Below are 17,808 nucleotides of genomic sequence, written 5' to 3' on the forward strand. Positions count from 1 at the left end.
ATTAGGAGGAATGTATGTGGAGGTTATTGGGAAAAGTGTCATTCGTAAGGAAGCAGTTGATAAGGTGACGGGACGGGCAAATTTTACGCATGACTTTCATACGCTTCCGATGTTATCAGGGAAAATGGTCATCAGTCCCTATGGTCATGCTAAAATTGTCAGCATTGATACAATGGAGGCTTGGCAGGTTCCAGGTGTCAGGACGATTCTCGCAGGCGACCGCTTCCCGTTAACAGGTGAAGCAATCCGTGACCGCCCGCCGCTTGCTGTTGACAAAGTTCGGTATCACGGTGAACCCGTTGCCCTTGTTGTTGCTGATACACCTGTGCAAGCAAAAAAAGCAGCAGACTTAATTAAGGTTAAATATGAATTGCTGCAAGTTGTAAATTCACCAACTCAGGCATTTCAAAAAGGTGCACCTTTAGTACATGAGCGCTTAGGTGAATATAAAAAGGAGGAAGATTCCCTTCCGGTGCCTGGTACCAATATCGCTACCCATATAAAAATTCGCAAGGGTAATATGGAAAAGGGCTGGGCGGATAGTGTGGCGGTGGTGGAAGCAAGCTTATCATTTGCCCCTTCTGATCATGTTGCAATGGAAACACGGTGTGCAACCGCAGAAATCATGCCGGACGGAAATATCATAATTATGACGTCCTCACAAGCGCCGTTTATGGTCAAAAGATTACTCTCTGATTATTTCGGTATAGATCTGGGGAAAATTATTGTCCATACCCCGCTTGTTGGCGGTGCATACGGCGGCAAGGCACCCGTCCAGTTGGAGGTGCTTGCTTACTTAGCATCAAAGGCTGTCGGTGGCAAGCCGGTTAAGATTTTCAATACGAGAGAAGAGGATATCATAACTTCCCCATGTCATATTGGTTTGGACGCAACAGTTAAATTAGGGGTAAATCGAGATGGGAAAATCCAGGCAGCCGAAATTAGATATTTGTGGGATGGCGGAGCCTATTCTGATAAAGCCATTGATGTCACAAGGTCTGGTGCGGTTGATTGTACCGGGCCTTATAATATTGAAAATGTCTCGTGTGATTCATATTGTATGTATACGAATCATCCATACGCCTCACCATTCAGGGGTTTCAGCCATGCAGAACTTTCTTTTGCCATTGAACGGACAATGGATTTACTCGCGCAAAAAATAAACATGGATCCGCTTGTACTCAGATATATCAATGCGATTATGCCGGGTAATACAACACCGACAAGAGTCCTTTTAAATAAAAGTAATGTCGGGAATTTGAGGAAATGTATTGAGAAGGTTAGGGAACTCATTCATTGGGATGAGGGATCGGTTAAAGAAGTAAGCGATCGCTTGATTCGAGTAAAAGGAGTCAGCTGCAGTTGGAAAACGTCGACGATTGACATCGATGCCCCTTCAGGAGTAATTCTGACGTTTAATCGAGATGGAACGATTAATTTAATGTCTGGAGTAGTTGAAATCGGAACAGGAACAAAAACCATCCTGGCTCAGATTCTTGCCGAACGCTTGAAAATGGATGTGGATAACATTCATGTAAAGATGGAAGTGGATACACAAACGACACCAGAGCATTGGAAGACAGTTGCAAGCAGGGGAACTTTCATGGCAGGAAGGGCTGTGTTAAAGGCGGCAGAAGATGTCCTTGATCAGTTAAAAGAGGTTGCATCATGTGTTTTAAGGGCACCTAAGGAGGATCTGGAAGTTGCGGGCAGCCGTGTTTTTTTAAGGGATGACCCATCCATTGGATTGCATTTTAAAGATATCGGTCATGGATATAAGTATCCAAATGGCAATTCTATTGGCGGACAAATTATTGGCAGGGGAAGTTATATTTTACGGCATCTTACCCATTTAAATCCGGAAACAGGAGCAGGAAAGCCTGGTCCGGAGTGGACGGTTGCAGCCTATGGGGTTGAGATAGAGTTTGATCGGAGGGATTATACGTACCGGCTAGTAAAAGCATGTACGGTTGTGGATATTGGCAAGGTGATGAATGAAAAAGCAGCACTCGGTCAAGTCATGGGGGCAATGAGTATGGGGCTCGCATTTGCAGGAAGAGAGACGTTTTATTTTGATGAGCTAGGCCGTGTGTTGAATCCCCAGCTTCGGACATACCGGCCGCTTAGGTACGGGGAAAATCCTGAATACTTGGTGGGGTTTGTTGAAACTCCTCAGCTTGATGGACCATATGGGGCACGTGGTGTTGGGGAGCATGGCTTGATGGGGATGCCTGGGGCACTAGGCAATGCCTTGTCGATTGCGGCGGGTGTTTCACTGAATAACCTTCCGTTAATTCCAGAGTTAATTTGGAAGGCAAAGGAGGCGGCGAAGTAATGCTCTCCTTTGATTTTGATTATTTTCGGCCGGAAACGTTAAACGAAGCTATAGATTTATTTCAATTTTTGGATCAACAGGGCAAGCAGCCGATGTTTTTTTCAGGAGGAACCGAATTAATTACACTTGGGAGAATTAATCTAGCCTATACGGAAGCAGTCATTGATATTAAGGACATTGCTGAATGCAAGATTATGCAAGTAAGCGGGGATCAGGTACTTCTTGGCAGCACGCTTTCGCTAACAAAAATTGAAGAAGCGAATCTTTTTCCATTGTTAACAAAAACAGCGAGTGAAGTTGCCGACCATACGGCCCGTGGAAAAATAACCTTGGGCGGTAATATTTGTGCGCGAATTTTTTATCGAGAAGCAGTTCTGCCATTTTTACTTGCAGACAGTCAAGTATTACTGATTGGACCTAATGGAAAAAAAATCGTCCCTATTAATGAAATCTTTCAAGGACAATTAGGATTGGAAAAAGGCGAATTTTTGGTTCAAGTAGCAACGGAGAATAGGTTTATCAGAGCACCGTTTTTTAGTGTCAAACGCCGCCAGCAGTGGGATACCGGTTACCCATTGATTACAATTGTAGCTCTAAAAGTGAATCAACAGATTCGTGTTGGAATTAGCGGGTTATGTCCTTTTCCTTTTCGCTCTAAGGAGGTTGAAGGTGCATTAAATAATATAGGACAATCGGCTGAAGCAAGAGTTGCCGGAGCAATTGCCGTTTTACCACAACCGATTTTAGATGATGTCGAGGGATCTGCTGAATACCGTTTATTTGTTTTACGGAATTTGTTCTTTGATTTATTGGCTGCTCTTGATAGAGTGCAGGTTTAATCACTTTGTCAAAGGAGGGAGAGTGGAACCTTGAAAACCTATACGGGTACGTTAAACGTAAATGGAGAAAGTCGGATGGTTACGGTAAGGTCAGCTGATACCCTTTTATATACATTAAGAAGGATGCTTGGCCTGACAGGATCGAAACCAGGATGTTTAAACGGCGACTGTGGGGCATGTACCGTGAATGTCGACGGCTGGCCAATGAAGTCTTGTTTGATGTTAGCCGTGGAAGCGGTTGGGAAAAAAGTGACAACGATTGAAGGGCTGGCGGATACCCCGATTCAAAAAGCCTTTGTTGAGCACTTCGCGTTTCAATGCGGTTATTGCACACCAGGGTTTATTATGAACTGCCACTCTTTAATCGAACAGCATCCGGATGCTGATGATCACACCATTAAAGAATGGCTTGAATCGAATATTTGCCGCTGCACGAGTTATTTTGAAATTGAGCAGGCTGTGAAATCGGTGTTAAAGAAGACATGAAAAACGCCAAGTTACTGGGCGTTTTTCGCTTTTTTAATATTTAATTGCAAAACGACCGAATGAGTGAAATTCCTTGCGGGATTGTCGATAAGAAGTTTCATAAACGACCTAACGGGTAGATTTTCTTGCGAAATGGTCGATTAGAAGTCGGTTAAGCGACCGTACAGGTGAAAATTCCAGCTATCCGGTCGCTTAAAGTCTTAATTGAAGACAAATCATTGGTTTTGCTTTTTTTAAAATAATCAAAAAAAAATTATTTCGCCATTTGGTACCGATTTAAACCATTATTTATTTTTAATTTGAAAATACGTATCCAAAACCCGCTTGCCTATTTTGAGGCTAGCACGGTTATCTACGTCTCCTTCGTAAGCCCATGGAACTAAAACGGCCATGGCTACTTCAGGATTTGTGCTTGGGGCGTAGCTCACCAGGCTTAAATTCATAACCGGAGGCGGCTCTTTTCCATAATTACTGCGTAGTGGTCCGTCGTAAAAGGCTTCGGCGGTCCCGGTTTTACCTGCAGGTGAATATGTAACACCCTGAAAAAAGTTATATGCAGTTCCCCCCGGTTCCTGCATGACCTTTTTAAATCCAGTCTGGACACGACTCATCCATTCCTTTTTTACATCAATCGTGTTCAGGACAGTTGGATTGATTTCTTGCAGGACTGGTCCCAATTCATCCGATTCACTTGCGGGTTCACGAATTTGTTTTACCACATGGGGCTGCATTCGGTAGCCGCCATTTGCAATAGTGGACACATATTGTGCCAGCTGCATGGTAGAATATGTATCATATTGACCAATAACAAGATCGAGTAAATAACCCGGCAGCTTGCTTTGTCCTTTAAAACCTGTTTGTTCATTCGGTAGATCAATCCCTGTTCTTGTTCCAAGGCCAAAGGAAGCAAAAGAGTTTCTTATTGTTTCGAAAGAAAACTTGTTAGTTAAATTTAATGGTTTGTCGTATTCATAATGTCCTTTACCGATATTAATAGCTGTATGGAACATATAGACGTTTGAAGATTTTTTTAAGGCATCAATATCATTTATTTTACCTAAATAAGCATACGATTTTTTTATAGGAGTATCTTTAATTTTGATCCCAGCATCATCAAAAGAAGTACCAGGAGAAATTGCGCCTGATTTATAGCCGGTTAAAATCGTTGCGCCTTTTACCGCGGAACCGACGCTAAATGTGGTAGTAAAGGTCCCCAGGGCATCATCAATCATTTCGTCATTTCCGGTATCTTTGTCATTGACAATTTTTTTTCCTGACATCGTTAATACTTCTCCAGTCCAGGGATCCATTAAGACGACGTAAGCACGATCGGTTAAACTTGTACCTGGTGATGTTTTTGCAGCCCAAAGTTCTTCTTCAAGGATCTTATCAGTAGCCATTTGGAGTTCCATATCAATCGTTAAAACAAGATCTTTTCCTTTTTTACCAGTATAAACAGAGTGGGTTTCAATGACGTTGCCCTTATTATCTGTAATATTTTTCACCTTTGATTTGTATCCGTGAAGAACATCTTCATACTGCAATTCTAATTGACTTTTGCCGACACGGTCATTACGGCTATAGCCCTTTGCTAAAAAATAATCTAATTTATCAGCAGGAAGACCTTCATCGGACTTTGTCACCTTTCCTAAAACAGATCTCAAGGTATTTTCGAAAGCATACGATCGGTCCCAATCTGTTGTCGTTTCAACGCCTGGGAGCGATTGAAGATTTTCACTTACAACGGCAAATTCCTTTTCAGTAACGTCTTCGTTCTTTACCATTTGCGGGGTAAATTTATATCCGCTGGTAAATTCCCGGTAAATCGCCAGCACTTCAAGTTCGGGATCTGTTATTTCTTTCAATTCTTCCTCAGTGATGCGATCCAATTTTAATTTATAGATCTCTTTGTCCGTTAATTTTTTGGCATCGTATAAGTCTTTTTCCTTTTTTGTGATTTTGGCATCCGCTCGCTTTTGATTTTTGATGAGCCAGAAATCCTGTTTGTCTCTATCAGTGACCTTGTCTGTTTTTTTATCAATCAGCTGCGCTAACTTTTTAGCGGTTTCTAGCATTTCCTTCTGGCTAAACCCTTCATTCGTGTAGATGATCGCACTTTTTGGAACATTATCGACAACCACCCGAAAATCACGATCGAGCATTTTTCCTCTAGGCACTAAATTACTAACCGTAATATCTTCTTTCCTTTCTAAATCTCTTTTGTAATTTTCTCCATACACAATTTGTACAAAGCCAAGACGCAGTATAAGGACTGAAAATAATAAAAATACACTAAAAAAAAGTAAATTTAAGCGAAAAGGGAAATGAGACTTTTTCTTTGTCAGCTTCTCCAAAATGGTTACACATCCTTTTTACCTAATTTATTCCTTTTACTCATTATGCCTAATTATTAAAACAGACACAACAGAAAATGGAAAATATGTATATATAATGGAAAAATGTTGTATCAGTTATATAGTGACATACAAGGAAGTTTCAATTTGTCTATAAAAAGATTTTCAAATATTTTTCCTTATTTGAATTTTTAATTTATAATAAATGGGGATGTGGTAGGTTCACATCCTTTTAGGAAATAGAATAATGAAAAGGGGGCTACATATGGAACAGAAAGTAGCTAATCCAACATTACAGAAGGCATTAGAACAATTTAAACTGTTAGATGAAAAAATAACTCATTTTTCAAGTATTATTGGTTTAGCGGACTGGGATCAAAAGGTTATGGCACCAAAAAAAGGCAGGAATGTTTTTGCAAAGGCAACTGGAACATTACGCACGGAAGTATTTAAACTATCTGTATCTAAGGAAATGGGAGATTTATTAGAAACGCTTACTTCTGCTGAAAATGGAGAAAAATTAGATGAAGTCACCAAGGCAAGGGTAAGGGAGTATAAAGAATACTACCAGAAATCCAAAAGTATACCGGCCGACCTTTTTCAGGAATACAGTATCTTAACGGCACAGGCAAATGATGCATGGGAAGAAGCGCGAGAAAACAACGATTTTGCCCGCTACCTTCCTTCATTGGAGAAAATTGTTGAATTTAAGCGGAAATTCGCTGAAATTTATGGCTATGAGGAGCATCCATACGATGCCTTGCTTGATGAATTTGAGCCGGGCTTAACAGTGAAGAGACTAGATCCTTTATTTGCTAAATTAAGAGAATCAAGTGTAAATTTATTAGAACGAATTAAGAAAAGTGGAAAGCCGACACAAGTTAGAGTGTTTGAGCAATCATTTGGCATCGAGAAACAAAAAGAATTTAATCGTTTCATCCTGCCAATCATTGGGTTTGATATGGAGGCAGGGCGCCTGGATGAAACCGTGCATCCATTTGCCCAAACAGTGAACATTGGGGATGTTCGCTTGACAACCCGCTATTTAGAAAAAAATGTTCGTTCGGCCCTTTTCGGAACAATTCATGAAGCAGGGCATGGAATATATGAGCAGCACGTAAATCCGGAATATGAGGAATCAGTTCTTCAGAGTGGTGCTTCATTTGGGATACATGAATCACAATCAAGATTTTTAGAAAATATGGTCGGACGCAGCAAGGAATTCTGGAAGTTCTTTTTCCCTAAGCTGCAAGAATATTTTCCGGCGCAATTAGCAAATGTTTCAGTTGAGGAATTTTATCGTGCGGTAAATACGGTTGAGCCTTCATTTATCCGTGTGGAGGCAGATGAGTTAACCTACAATTTGCATATTATGCTAAGATATGAAATTGAAAAAGCATTAATTGGCGGTGAGATTGAGGCTAAGGACTTGCCTGAAATTTGGAACCAAAAAATGCAAGATTATCTTGGAATTACACCAAGTACGGATACTGAAGGTGTTCTTCAGGATGTACACTGGTCCTTTGGCGGCATCGGCTATTTCCCATCCTATTCATTAGGAAATCTCTATGCAGCCCAAATTCTGCGAACAATACAAAAGGATCTTCCTGATTTCTATAACCATATTGAAAATGGCCAGTTTGACCTGATTCAAGCATGGTTAAAGGAAAAACTCCACCAGTTCGGTAAACTTTATACACCGAATGAATTAATCGTTAAGGTCACTGGTGAGGAATTAAACGCAGATTATCTTGTTGAATATCTTGAGGAAAAATATTCAGAGGTATATGAACTATAAAGTAAAACTTCAATTAATCGTTTTTTTTTCTAGCCCTATAATCAACCTTTTTTTGTACCATCAAAGTCTTGAAGAGGAGTCTTACTGCCTGTTAATGTCGGATAAATCTTTCAAACTAACATTGACATCTGATAAAAAGTATAATATATTGTAATTAATTAAATATTTCCTTTTTAAAGGGGAGTAGCTGCTACAATAAAGTCGTCATTTCGAGAATTGATTTCTCCGGCTTTATTGGCAACATGACGTTGTTAGCAAGACCTTTACTTTACTGTAAAGGTCTTTTATGTTTTTTTTAGGCCTTTACTGTATACAGTAAAGGCCTATTTTTATGGCAATAAGGGAGTATTTTTGAAAAATATCAAATTTTTTAGGAGGAATAATTAATGGATTTTGCTCTTTTACTGGAATACGGATGGGTTTTAGTGATCTTGGTGGCATTAGAAGGTCTTTTGGCAGCAGATAATGCATTGGTTCTTGCGATTATGGTGAAACATTTACCTGAAGAAGATCGAAAAAAGGCGTTGTTCTACGGTCTTGCTGGAGCATTTATCTTCCGCTTTGCGTCATTGTTTGCGATTTCCTTCCTTGTTGATGTGTGGCAAGTTCAAGCAATAGGGGCTATATATTTATTATTCATGGCCGGTAATCATATTTTCCGGAAAGTTGTGAAAGGAAAAACGGAGCAGAAAGAAGTTAAGAAAACTAGCGGCTTTTGGATGACAGTATTCAAGGTTGAATTAGCTGATATTGCCTTTGCGGTTGACTCTATTCTTGCAGCCGTAGCTATGGCGGTTGTCCTTCCAGACACACCGCTTCCAAATATCGGCGGGCTTGATGGCGGTAAGTTCTTAGTTATATTTGCAGGCGGTATTATTGGCTTAATCATTATGCGTTTTGCGGCTAACCAGTTTGTAAAGCTGCTTGAGAGAAGACCTGGTCTAGAAATCGCTGCCTTTACAATTGTTGGCTGGGTTGGTGTTAAACTAGCAGTTTATACACTTTCGCATCCTTCGTTAGGGATTCTAAGTGAGGAATTTGCCCATTCAACCGCATGGAAAATAAGCTTTTACGTCGTGCTGGTTGGCATAGCAGCAGCTGGCTGGTTTTTCTCAAAAGACAAAACGGATGAATCAGTGGGAAATAAAGCGAAAGTTTCATAATCTTTAAGGATTTTATTATGAGCAATTCTTCCTAAGAGGGGGGATTGCTTTTTCAATTTAATAAACATTAGGTACAACTACAACTCAAAACTTTTACCAAAGCTTCAGATTTAAGAAATTTTTAATATTTCATTAATAGTATGTTTAGTTTGATTGTCTATTCTTATCATATAACAACAAAAGGCTAAGAAGAAGGAAGAAAATGAATAAGAAAGTGCTAGATGCAGTTGAAGTTAGTGGTATATTATTTACAGGAGGTGTTTTATCAGCTTCTGTATCCACATCTGGATATGAACTATTCAAAACAACTGTTAAGGAAACGAAACCTTTTCAACTGATTCATTAGGGTAGCGGGTGACTAACTCTTATATAAGAAATATCATTTAAACATTTAAACTTCAATCAGCAACAAGAGAAATTCTTCAAAAAGGTAGGTAGATTATGTCACATTTTATTCAGTCCATCTTTGATTTGCTTTCAAGCCTTGGTTATTTAGGCATTACCCTTGGCTTAATGGTCGAAATTATTCCAAGTGAGATCGTCTTATCTTATGGTGGCTATTTAGTTTCTATCGGAAAAATATCATTCATCGGGGCAGTGGTAGCAGGAACAATTGGGGGTATTATCGCCCAGTGGTTTCTGTATTGGTTGGGGAGATATGGTGGAAGACCTTTCCTCGATAAATATGGAAAATATTTGTTTATCAAACCACATCATATAGATCTCGCCCAACAATGGTTCAGCAAATATGGGTCAGGCGTTATTTTTACGGCACGCTTTATCCCATTTGTAAGACATGCCATTTCCATTCCTGCTGGTATTGCCCGGATGTCATTTTCAAAATTTAGCATTTATACCATTGCCGCAATCATTCCATGGTCGATTCTCTTTCTATATCTAGGGATGACCTTGGGAACGAAATGGGATCAAATCAATCAAGCAGCAAAACCGTTTGTTACACCTGCAATAATAATTGCCATCATTTTTACCCTTTGTTATCTCGTTTATAAATGGAAATTTAAAAAAATGAAAACAAAAAGCTAATGTATTGATAGATCATTAGGTTATCAAATTCAGACTGGTATAGCTTAAATAAACCTTCTGTCATTTACCTGACTAAGACGATAGGTACGTGCTCCGAGGGGGCAACAAATAAATAATTTTATAATTAAGACTTGCTTAAAAATGTCCAGACCTTCAGCAAAATCACAAAATACAGTTATAAACAAACATTATTACTGTATATCTTGGCTGAGGGGTGGAATGATTTTTTAGCAAGCCTTTTTTTGATTTAGGGAAGTAAGGAGATGGTAGAGATTTTATTGTTATATTAAGGTACTATATGGTATGTTTTTAAAGACGCTATAAATTCACGTTGTGAGGATCTCGTTATGAATCTGAAATTACATCTAATTATTGCTTTCATCATAAGTTTAGTCTGCGTTCTCAGCTTCGGCTTAATCTCGTTGTTAATAAGTGACAATAATATAATAGATTTTGATAGGGATGTAATAGCAGCTATCCAAGGACTGGAATCGCCATTTTTAACAAAAGTGATGAAATTTTTTACCTTTATTGGTTCTACTCCATTTGTTATCATTCTATGTATCGTTTTTATATTTTTCCTTTATAAAGTATTACATCATCGTTCAGAATTAATATTATTCATTTCTGCGATTATCGGTTCAGCAGTATTAAACCAAATTTTAAAACAGGTTTTCCACCGTGCTCGTCCTAATTTCCATCGTTTAATTGATATTTCAGGGTATAGTTATCCAAGTGGGCATGCTATGAATGCCTTTACCGTTTATGTGATTATTACGTTTTTGCTTTGGCGCCATATTTCAACTAAGTGGGGAAGAAGCATCCTGATTATTTTTAGTGCTTTTATGATTTTGGCGATTGGAACGAGCAGGATCTATTTAGGTGTCCACTATCCAAGTGATATTATTGGCGGATATTTAGCGAGTGGATTTTGGTTAACAGTTGCAATTTGGTTTTTCCAATTTTACCAAGAAAAGCGTTATAATAAGAAATATAAAAGCGGAAACTAATGGTTGGTATCTTATTGACCTATGCTCTGCTAATTGAAATTTGGAGTGATACATATTATTAGAAACAGTATTCCTAACCTTTTTACCCTTGCAAATTTATTTTTTGGCTTTTTATCGGTCATGTATTCAGCGCAAGGGGATTACAAGAATGCCGCTATTTTAATCTTAATTGGAATGATGCTCGACAGCATGGATGGTCGCATTGCCAGAATGCTTCGTGTGGAAAGTGATTTGGGAAAAGAACTTGACTCTTTGGCAGATATCGTCACCTTTGGAGTTGCGCCGGCAATGATGGCCTATTATTCCTATTATTCCTCTTTTGGTGCAGTCGGAATGGCGGTTGCTGGACTTTTTCCATTATTCGGAGCGTACCGGCTGGCACGATTCAACATTAATGCCGTGAAATCTTCGTTGAAGTATTTTACAGGCGTTCCGATTACAGCGGCGGGTGGCTTGTTAACACTCTTGACTCTTTTTCATGGTAAAATGCCGGGATACCTCTTTGTCATTGCATTCTTTATTTTATGTTATTTGATGGTAAGTACAATAAAAATTCCTAGCCTAAAGGATATCCCTCTCCCGAAATATGGCATTATTATTACACTTTTTTTAGGATACGCAATTTATCTTGTCTTTAAAAAGGAACAGCTTCGGTTTCCATATTTCATCTATGTAGCTATTCCGCTGTATGTCGCCTTCATAGGATACCAATTAGTACGGACAAAAAGGAAAAATAGTACAAAATAAAAATCGGTGTCAGGCACCATGTGAAATTTTCACATGGTGCCTGACACCTTTATTACTACTATCACTATTTTTATGTGCATTCTAATTATATGACCCAAATGGAGCCGGGTGACTGTTACTCTGCGATGAAGAAGCTGTAAATTATGTTTATTAAATGGGATATTCCATCTTCACTATCGTTCAAGTGCTTGAGCAAATAGAGTTGAAGTGCGGTCTGGATGAAAGCCAACAAACCATTATTTCAATCCTTAAAATTGTCTATTTAAACCTAATCGTGGGATAATAATTAGGAATACATAGAAAGAGGAGAGCACAAAATGAAGGTTAAAATCAATCGAAATGCTGCAAAATCATTGAAAAAAATGATGGAACAAGAAGAGGCACAAGGAAAGCTATTCCGTGTTTACGTTACAAGCATCCACGGGGATCATGCACACTATGATTTGAGACTTGATACGCCAACAGAAAATGATGAAGTGATCAAAACCGATAAGGAAATTGACTTTATTCTCGATAAAAATGATGAGTATCTTGATGGTGTGTGGATTCAGTTTTTTCAGGTCCCCAAAGAAGAATGGCTGATTACCAATCCTTCAAAAGGCGGACACCACCATCATCATCATTAATTTGAGAAACACTTGGGGCGTTTGCTCCCAAGTGTTTATTTTTAAGTGGTATTTTCAAAATACTTGAAATTATTCATATATATTTCATATAATCCTATTATTGCTATCATAGAAAAAAGGAGATTACTAATGATTCGACGTTTCTTTTCTTATTACCGCCCGCACAAACGGCTATTCATATTAGACTTCAGCAGTGCAGTTATTGTTGCTGTTCTTGAATTAGCCTTCCCGCTGGCTGTTAGTTGGTTTATTGATGAATTGCTGCCTGGTGGTGATTGGCAGGCGATTGTCACAGTGAGTATAGGCCTTTTCCTTGTTTACTTATTAAGTACATTCCTCCAATTTATTGTTAATTATTGGGGCCATAAGCTAGGGATTAATATTGAAACCGATATGCGGCAAGAACTATTTGAACATGTCCAAAAACAATCGTTTCGCTTTTTTGATAATACGAAAACAGGTCATATTATGAGTAGAATCACCAATGACCTGTTTGACTTAGGCGAACTTGCCCACCATGGACCAGAAGATGTTTTTATCGCTATTATGACCTTTATCGGTGCATTCTGGATTATGTTGACGATCAATGTGAAGCTCTCTCTTGTTGCCATTCTAATCCTGCCATTTTTAATTCTTCTAGTAGTTGTTTGTAATTTAAAAATGAACAAGGCGTGGAGTCAAATGTATTCTAGCATTGCAGACGTAAACGCACGTGTAGAGGATAGTGTATCCGGAAGTCGAGTGGTTCAATCCTTCACAAATGAAGAGTTTGAGATTGCAGGATTTAAAAAGAATAATCATAGATACCGTGGTGCCAAACTAAGTGGATATCGTGTAATGTCCTACTGTCTCTCGGGTATCTATATGATGACAAGGCTAATCACGATTGTCGTCCTTGTCTATGGAGCTTGGTTGAGCTTCACTGGACAGCTAACCTATGGTGAATTAGTTGGATTTGTCCTATATGTCAATGTCCTCTTTAAACCAATTGATAAAATCAGTGCGATAATGGAATTATATCCAAAAGGAATGGCTGGATTCAAACGTTTTATAGAGCTGATTGATTCGGAACCGGAAGTAAAGGATACAGAGGATGCAGTAGAGATCGTATCACTTAAAGGAAATATCGTATTTAAAGACGTATCTTTCTGTTACGACAGGCATAAATCTGTTTTGGAAAATATAAATATTGATATTCGTTCAGGTGAGACTGTAGCATTTGTAGGACCGTCAGGAGCAGGCAAAACAACGATTTGCTCCCTGATTCCGAGATTTTATGATGTAAATGAAGGCGGCATCTATATTGATGGCCTTGATATCCGAAATATGACAAAAAAATCATTGCGTTCCCAAATCGGCATTGTTCAACAGGATGTGTTTCTGTTTACAGGAACACTTCGTGAAAATATCGCTTATGGCAAACAGCATGCAACTGATAAGGAAATTGCCGAGGCTGCCCGCCATGCCCATCTCGAAAAATTTATTGCTTCATTGCCGGACGGTTATGAGACCCAAATTGGGGAACGAGGCTTGAAGCTTTCCGGCGGTCAAAAACAGCGGATTGCAATTGCCCGAATGTTTTTAAAAAACCCACCAATCTTAATTTTGGATGAAGCTACGTCAGCTCTTGATACGGAAACGGAAATGGTGATTCAAGAAGCGTTGACAGAACTTGCTCAAAACAGAACCACCCTCATAATTGCCCACAGGCTGGCGACCATTCGTAACGCTGACCGGATTGTCGTTGTAACAGAGCAGGGAATTGCCGAAGAAGGACGTCATGATGAATTAATTGAACAGGGCGGTATTTTTGCTAATCTTCACCGTGTTCAATATCAGCAGCAATAATGGTATATTAGGATCCTGCAACTAATAAAATGCAGGGTCTTTTTTCATTTAATATATACATATTATGTTACCTGTTTGTAGATGGTATCTTTGAAAAATGGAAATTAAAAGTGTACTCTTAATTAGATAAAGTGAGAAGGGAGTTATTTTTTACATATGGATAATTTCAAAAATGATCTTGATATCAAATTAGTTGCACTTGATATGGATGGAACACTTTTAAATAATAAAGGACAAATATCTGAAGCGAATCAGCAGGCTATCAAAGCTGCTCAGGAAAAAGGGATATATGTCGTTTTAAGTACCGGACGATCTTTAACGACCTGTCGAGAACATGCTGATGCACTGGAGCTCACATCGTATTTGGTAACGGTAAATGGCAGTGAAATCTGGGATGAAAAACGGGAACTGGTAGAAAGGAATTTTGTGAAAGCGGAATTAATAGAGTGGATGTGGGAACTTACAAAACAGCATAAAACAAAGTTTTGGGCGATCAGCACGGAGCGGAATTGGCATGATGAAATGCCAGAGGACATCCATAATATCGAATGGTTAAAATTTGGATTTAATATTGATGATGATGCAACTCGAAAGCTCATCTTAAAAGAATTAGAGGCAAAGGGTGAATTTGAGTTAAGTAATTCTACCATGAAAAATATAGAGGTCAATCCGCTTGGAATTAATAAAGCGAAAGGGCTGGGAATTGTCTGCAGCCGACTCGGAATCGAAATGAAAAATGTTATGGCCGTGGGAGACAGTCGAAACGATTTAATGATGATTAAATCGGCAGGACTTGGTGTAGCAATGGGAAATGCTCAAGATGTAGTGAAGGCGGCCGCAGACTGGGTTACAGCAACTAATGAAGAGGATGGTGTGGCAAAAGCAATCCACACATGGGTTCTTTGAAGTCTCAACTTAAAGAGAAAAAATAACTTTTTTAAGAATTGAAATGGTATATGACAATAACATATTGGTAAAAATAATTGAGCAAGTATATTTTGCAAAATCATGTAATTGTTACATGCTAGGAGGCTACAAAGAAATGGAAAAAGGTAAAGTAAAATGGTTTAACGGTGAAAAAGGGTTTGGATTCATTGAGCGTGAAGGCGGAGATGATGTATTCGTTCATTTCTCAGCTATTCAAGGCGAAGGCTATAAAACCTTAGATGAAGGTCAAGAGGTTACATTTGAAATTGAAAATGGACAACGTGGACCACAAGCGGTAAACGTTCGTAAATCATAAGACCTGCCAATGAAACAGACTCTAATAATTGTTAGGGTCTGTTTTTTTGTGGCAAAAGAGGATGACTCAAAAGGGTCACACCTTTTGAGTCATCCTCTTGAAAGATTATTAAACACCCATTTTTCTCCGTGTATTACTTACTTTTTTGGTCTGCTGGCTTTTCATCTTTTTAGCACTTTGTGTGTTACTTGAAGTGGAATTCCCTGAAGCGGTCTTATTTTTTTTATTTTCAAGCTGCTGCTTCATCGCTTCCTGTAAACTAATTTTCTTTTTTGGCTCTTCATTTAGGTTTGATTGATTTGATTCACTCATAGTAATCCTCCTATAAATTGTGTTACATACAGTATAATCTATTTTTTTAGTTTGGAAAAATAACTTCTCTTAAGTATATAGAAATTTTTAGGATGTTATTTCTTCATTTTGGAATAACGTCCTAATTTTTTAATACCTATGTAATAGTGGTTGCAGGTTTTATTATTAACAATCAATATTAAATTAAAATAATTATAATTTAGTATTGAATTTAATGAGATTTATATTATAATTTAGGTAAAGTTTTAAAAAATAGTTTACGAGGTGATCGAATGAGTAATGGCAACAAACATTTAACAACAGGAAACGGAGCACCAGTCGGTGATAATCAAAATTCAATGACCGCTGGTTCTAGGGGCCCAACTTTAATTCAAGATGTCCATTTACTAGAAAAATTGGCGCACTTTAACCGCGAGCGGGTACCGGAGCGGGTAGTACACGCAAAGGGTGCCGGGGCACATGGTTATTTCGAATTGACTAATGATATGTCCAAATATACGAAGGCAAAATTGTTTAATGGAGTTGGTAAACGCACTCCAATGTTTATTCGCTTTTCAACAGTAGCAGGGGAACTTGGTTCTGCTGATACGGTTCGTGATCCTCGGGGCTTTGCAGTAAAGTTTTATACTGAAGAAGGCAACTATGATTTGGTTGGTAATAATACACCTATTTTCTTTATCCGTGACGCGATTAAATTCCCGGATTTCATCCATACACAAAAAAGAGATCCAAAAACCCATTTGAAAAATCCAACTGCTGTTTGGGATTTCTGGTCCTTATCACCTGAATCCTTGCACCAAGTGACTTATTTAATGGGGGACCGCGGGCTTCCAGCGACACTTCGCCATATGAATGGCTACGGCAGTCATACTTTCAAATGGGTGAACGAAGACGGCGAAGCGGTTTGGGTAAAATATCACTTTAAGACCGAGCAAGGTGTTAAAAACATGTCACCGGATGTTGCTGCTAAACTTGCGGGAGAAAATCCTGATTATCATACAGAAGATTTATTTAATGCAATTGAGAATGGTGACTTCCCAGCCTGGAAGCTACACGTGCAAATTATGCCATTTGAGGATGCCAATTCGTATCGATTTGATCCATTTGATGTGACGAAAGTCTGGTCACATGAGGATTACCCATTAATTGAGGTAGGTAGAATGGTTCTGAATCGCAATCCTGAAAACTATTTTGCAGAGGTAGAGCAGGCAACATTCTCACCTGGAACAATGGTACCGGGTGTTGAGGCATCACCGGATAAAATGCTTCAAGGGAGACTTTTCGCATATTCCGATGCACACCGGTATCGTGTAGGGGCTAATCATAACTTGCTCCCAATTAACCGTCCAAAAGTTGAAGTACACAATTATCAACGTGATGGTGCGATGCGTCCAGATAATAATGGCGGCGGATCGGTTTACTATGAACCAAACAGTTTTGATGGTCCAAAGGAAGCGCCTGAACATAAACAAACAGCCTTCCAGGTTACCGGTGCAGCAGAGCAGGCTTCATATGACCAGCATGATCATTACACACAAGCGGGTGACCTTTACCGATTGATGACAGAGGAAGAACGTACACGTTTGGTGGAGACCATCGTAGGTGCCATGGAGCCGGTGGAGAAAGAGGATATCAAGCTTCGTCAAATCCAGCATTTCTACAAAGCAGATCCAGAGTATGGCGAGCGAGTAGCAAAAGGCTTGAATTTAGCAATTCCTCAGGAAGTTAAATAAACAAATAAAGGCCGTTCGATTCTTTGAACGGCCAGATTGTCGAGAAAGGGTATTTTTCTCGGCAATTTTTTATTCTGCCAAAAAATAAATACCAAATATATTGATTGTCCCTGCGAATGGGCCTGTTGATTTCCTCTCCGGGCACTCGCTTTCCGCGGGGAGGTTCTGGAGCCCGTCTAGCTGCAGCGCCTAGCCCCTCGAGGACGCTTCGGTCTTGCCGCTGAAGTCAAAGAACGACTTCAACGTCAGGCCCTCCAGCGCTTGTCGGGG

Annotated in this window: 17 protein-coding genes; 15 read left to right on the forward strand and 2 right to left on the reverse strand. The window is 39.2% G+C overall.

Going from position 1 to position 17,808, the window contains the following annotated elements:
• The first annotated feature begins 10 nt into the window (after nucleotides 1-10).
• Genes V7150_RS20500 through V7150_RS20510 form a run of 3 tightly spaced genes read left to right on the forward strand, consistent with a single transcriptional unit; the run spans nucleotide 11 to nucleotide 3,660 of the window.
• A complete protein-coding gene (locus V7150_RS20500; RefSeq protein WP_335521984.1) occupies nucleotides 11-2,335 on the forward strand; it encodes a xanthine dehydrogenase family protein molybdopterin-binding subunit in 2,325 nt (774 codons plus the stop codon).
• A complete protein-coding gene (locus tag V7150_RS20505; RefSeq protein ID WP_335522015.1) occupies nucleotides 2,335-3,174 on the forward strand; it encodes an FAD binding domain-containing protein in 840 nt (279 codons plus the stop codon). Before V7150_RS20500 ends, V7150_RS20505 begins: the two co-directional genes overlap by 1 nt.
• A 30-nt stretch (nucleotides 3,175-3,204) precedes the next feature.
• Nucleotides 3,205-3,660, forward strand: coding sequence for a (2Fe-2S)-binding protein (locus V7150_RS20510; protein WP_335521986.1), 456 nt, complete (start codon nucleotides 3,205-3,207; stop codon nucleotides 3,658-3,660).
• A 284-nt stretch (nucleotides 3,661-3,944) separates the two neighbouring features.
• Here the strand turns inward: V7150_RS20510 and V7150_RS20515 are convergent, their stop codons facing one another.
• Complete coding sequence (locus V7150_RS20515; protein ID WP_335521988.1) at nucleotides 3,945-6,014, reverse strand: peptidoglycan D,D-transpeptidase FtsI family protein; 2,070 nt, start codon at nucleotides 6,012-6,014, stop codon at nucleotides 3,945-3,947.
• A gap of 265 nt (nucleotides 6,015-6,279) precedes the next feature.
• Between V7150_RS20515 and V7150_RS20520 the strand changes: the two genes are divergently transcribed.
• The 11 genes from V7150_RS20520 (at nucleotide 6,280) to V7150_RS20570 (ending at nucleotide 15,493) form a co-directional block, all read left to right on the forward strand.
• Nucleotides 6,280-7,812, forward strand: coding sequence for a carboxypeptidase M32 (locus V7150_RS20520; protein WP_335521990.1), 1,533 nt, complete (start codon nucleotides 6,280-6,282; stop codon nucleotides 7,810-7,812).
• A gap of 386 nt (nucleotides 7,813-8,198) precedes the next feature.
• A complete protein-coding gene (locus V7150_RS20525) occupies nucleotides 8,199-8,975 on the forward strand; it encodes a TerC family protein (protein WP_335521992.1) in 777 nt (258 codons plus the stop codon).
• A 202-nt stretch (nucleotides 8,976-9,177) separates the two neighbouring features.
• On the forward strand, nucleotides 9,178-9,321 hold the full coding sequence (locus V7150_RS20530; RefSeq protein ID WP_335521994.1) for a hypothetical protein: 144 nt from the start codon (nucleotides 9,178-9,180) through the stop codon (nucleotides 9,319-9,321).
• 95 nt (nucleotides 9,322-9,416) lie between these two features.
• Nucleotides 9,417-10,019, forward strand: a complete 603-nt coding sequence (locus V7150_RS20535; protein WP_335521996.1) for a DedA family protein — start codon at nucleotides 9,417-9,419, stop codon at nucleotides 10,017-10,019.
• 347 nt (nucleotides 10,020-10,366) lie between these two features.
• Nucleotides 10,367-11,029 (forward strand): phosphatase PAP2 family protein, encoded by a 663-nt coding sequence (locus V7150_RS20540; protein WP_335521998.1) that lies wholly within the window; start codon nucleotides 10,367-10,369, stop codon nucleotides 11,027-11,029.
• Between the two features lie 33 nt (nucleotides 11,030-11,062).
• Nucleotides 11,063-11,776, forward strand: a complete 714-nt coding sequence (pssA, locus tag V7150_RS20545; RefSeq protein WP_335522000.1) for a CDP-diacylglycerol--serine O-phosphatidyltransferase — start codon at nucleotides 11,063-11,065, stop codon at nucleotides 11,774-11,776.
• A gap of 154 nt (nucleotides 11,777-11,930) precedes the next feature.
• The gene (locus V7150_RS20550) at nucleotides 11,931-12,059 is read left to right on the forward strand and encodes a hypothetical protein (RefSeq protein WP_335522002.1); all 129 of its coding nucleotides are present in this window, start codon (nucleotides 11,931-11,933) and stop codon (nucleotides 12,057-12,059) included.
• Nucleotides 12,060-12,093: 34 nt separating this feature from the next.
• Nucleotides 12,094-12,402, forward strand: coding sequence for an iron-sulfur cluster assembly accessory protein (locus V7150_RS20555; protein WP_335522003.1), 309 nt, complete (start codon nucleotides 12,094-12,096; stop codon nucleotides 12,400-12,402).
• A 129-nt stretch (nucleotides 12,403-12,531) separates the two neighbouring features.
• Nucleotides 12,532-14,250 (forward strand): ABC transporter ATP-binding protein, encoded by a 1,719-nt coding sequence (locus tag V7150_RS20560; protein WP_335522005.1) that lies wholly within the window; start codon nucleotides 12,532-12,534, stop codon nucleotides 14,248-14,250.
• 156 nt (nucleotides 14,251-14,406) lie between these two features.
• A complete protein-coding gene (locus V7150_RS20565; RefSeq protein ID WP_335522007.1) occupies nucleotides 14,407-15,156 on the forward strand; it encodes a Cof-type HAD-IIB family hydrolase in 750 nt (249 codons plus the stop codon).
• 136 nt (nucleotides 15,157-15,292) lie between these two features.
• Entirely contained in the window at nucleotides 15,293-15,493 is a 201-nt protein-coding gene (locus tag V7150_RS20570) for a cold-shock protein (RefSeq protein ID WP_335522009.1), read from the forward strand.
• Between the two features lie 108 nt (nucleotides 15,494-15,601).
• Here V7150_RS20570 and V7150_RS20575 read toward each other — a convergent pair whose 3' ends face one another.
• Entirely contained in the window at nucleotides 15,602-15,805 is a 204-nt protein-coding gene (locus V7150_RS20575; protein ID WP_335522010.1) for a hypothetical protein, read from the reverse strand.
• A 272-nt stretch (nucleotides 15,806-16,077) separates the two neighbouring features.
• Between V7150_RS20575 and katA the strand changes: the two genes are divergently transcribed.
• The gene (gene katA / locus V7150_RS20580; RefSeq protein WP_335522012.1) at nucleotides 16,078-17,538 is read left to right on the forward strand and encodes a catalase KatA; all 1,461 of its coding nucleotides are present in this window, start codon (nucleotides 16,078-16,080) and stop codon (nucleotides 17,536-17,538) included.
• The last annotated feature ends 270 nt before the right edge of the window (nucleotides 17,539-17,808 follow it).

It is taken from the genome of Neobacillus drentensis (genome assembly GCF_036965245.1).
Classification (GTDB): domain Bacteria; phylum Bacillota; class Bacilli; order Bacillales; family Cytobacillaceae; genus Neobacillus; species Neobacillus drentensis_G.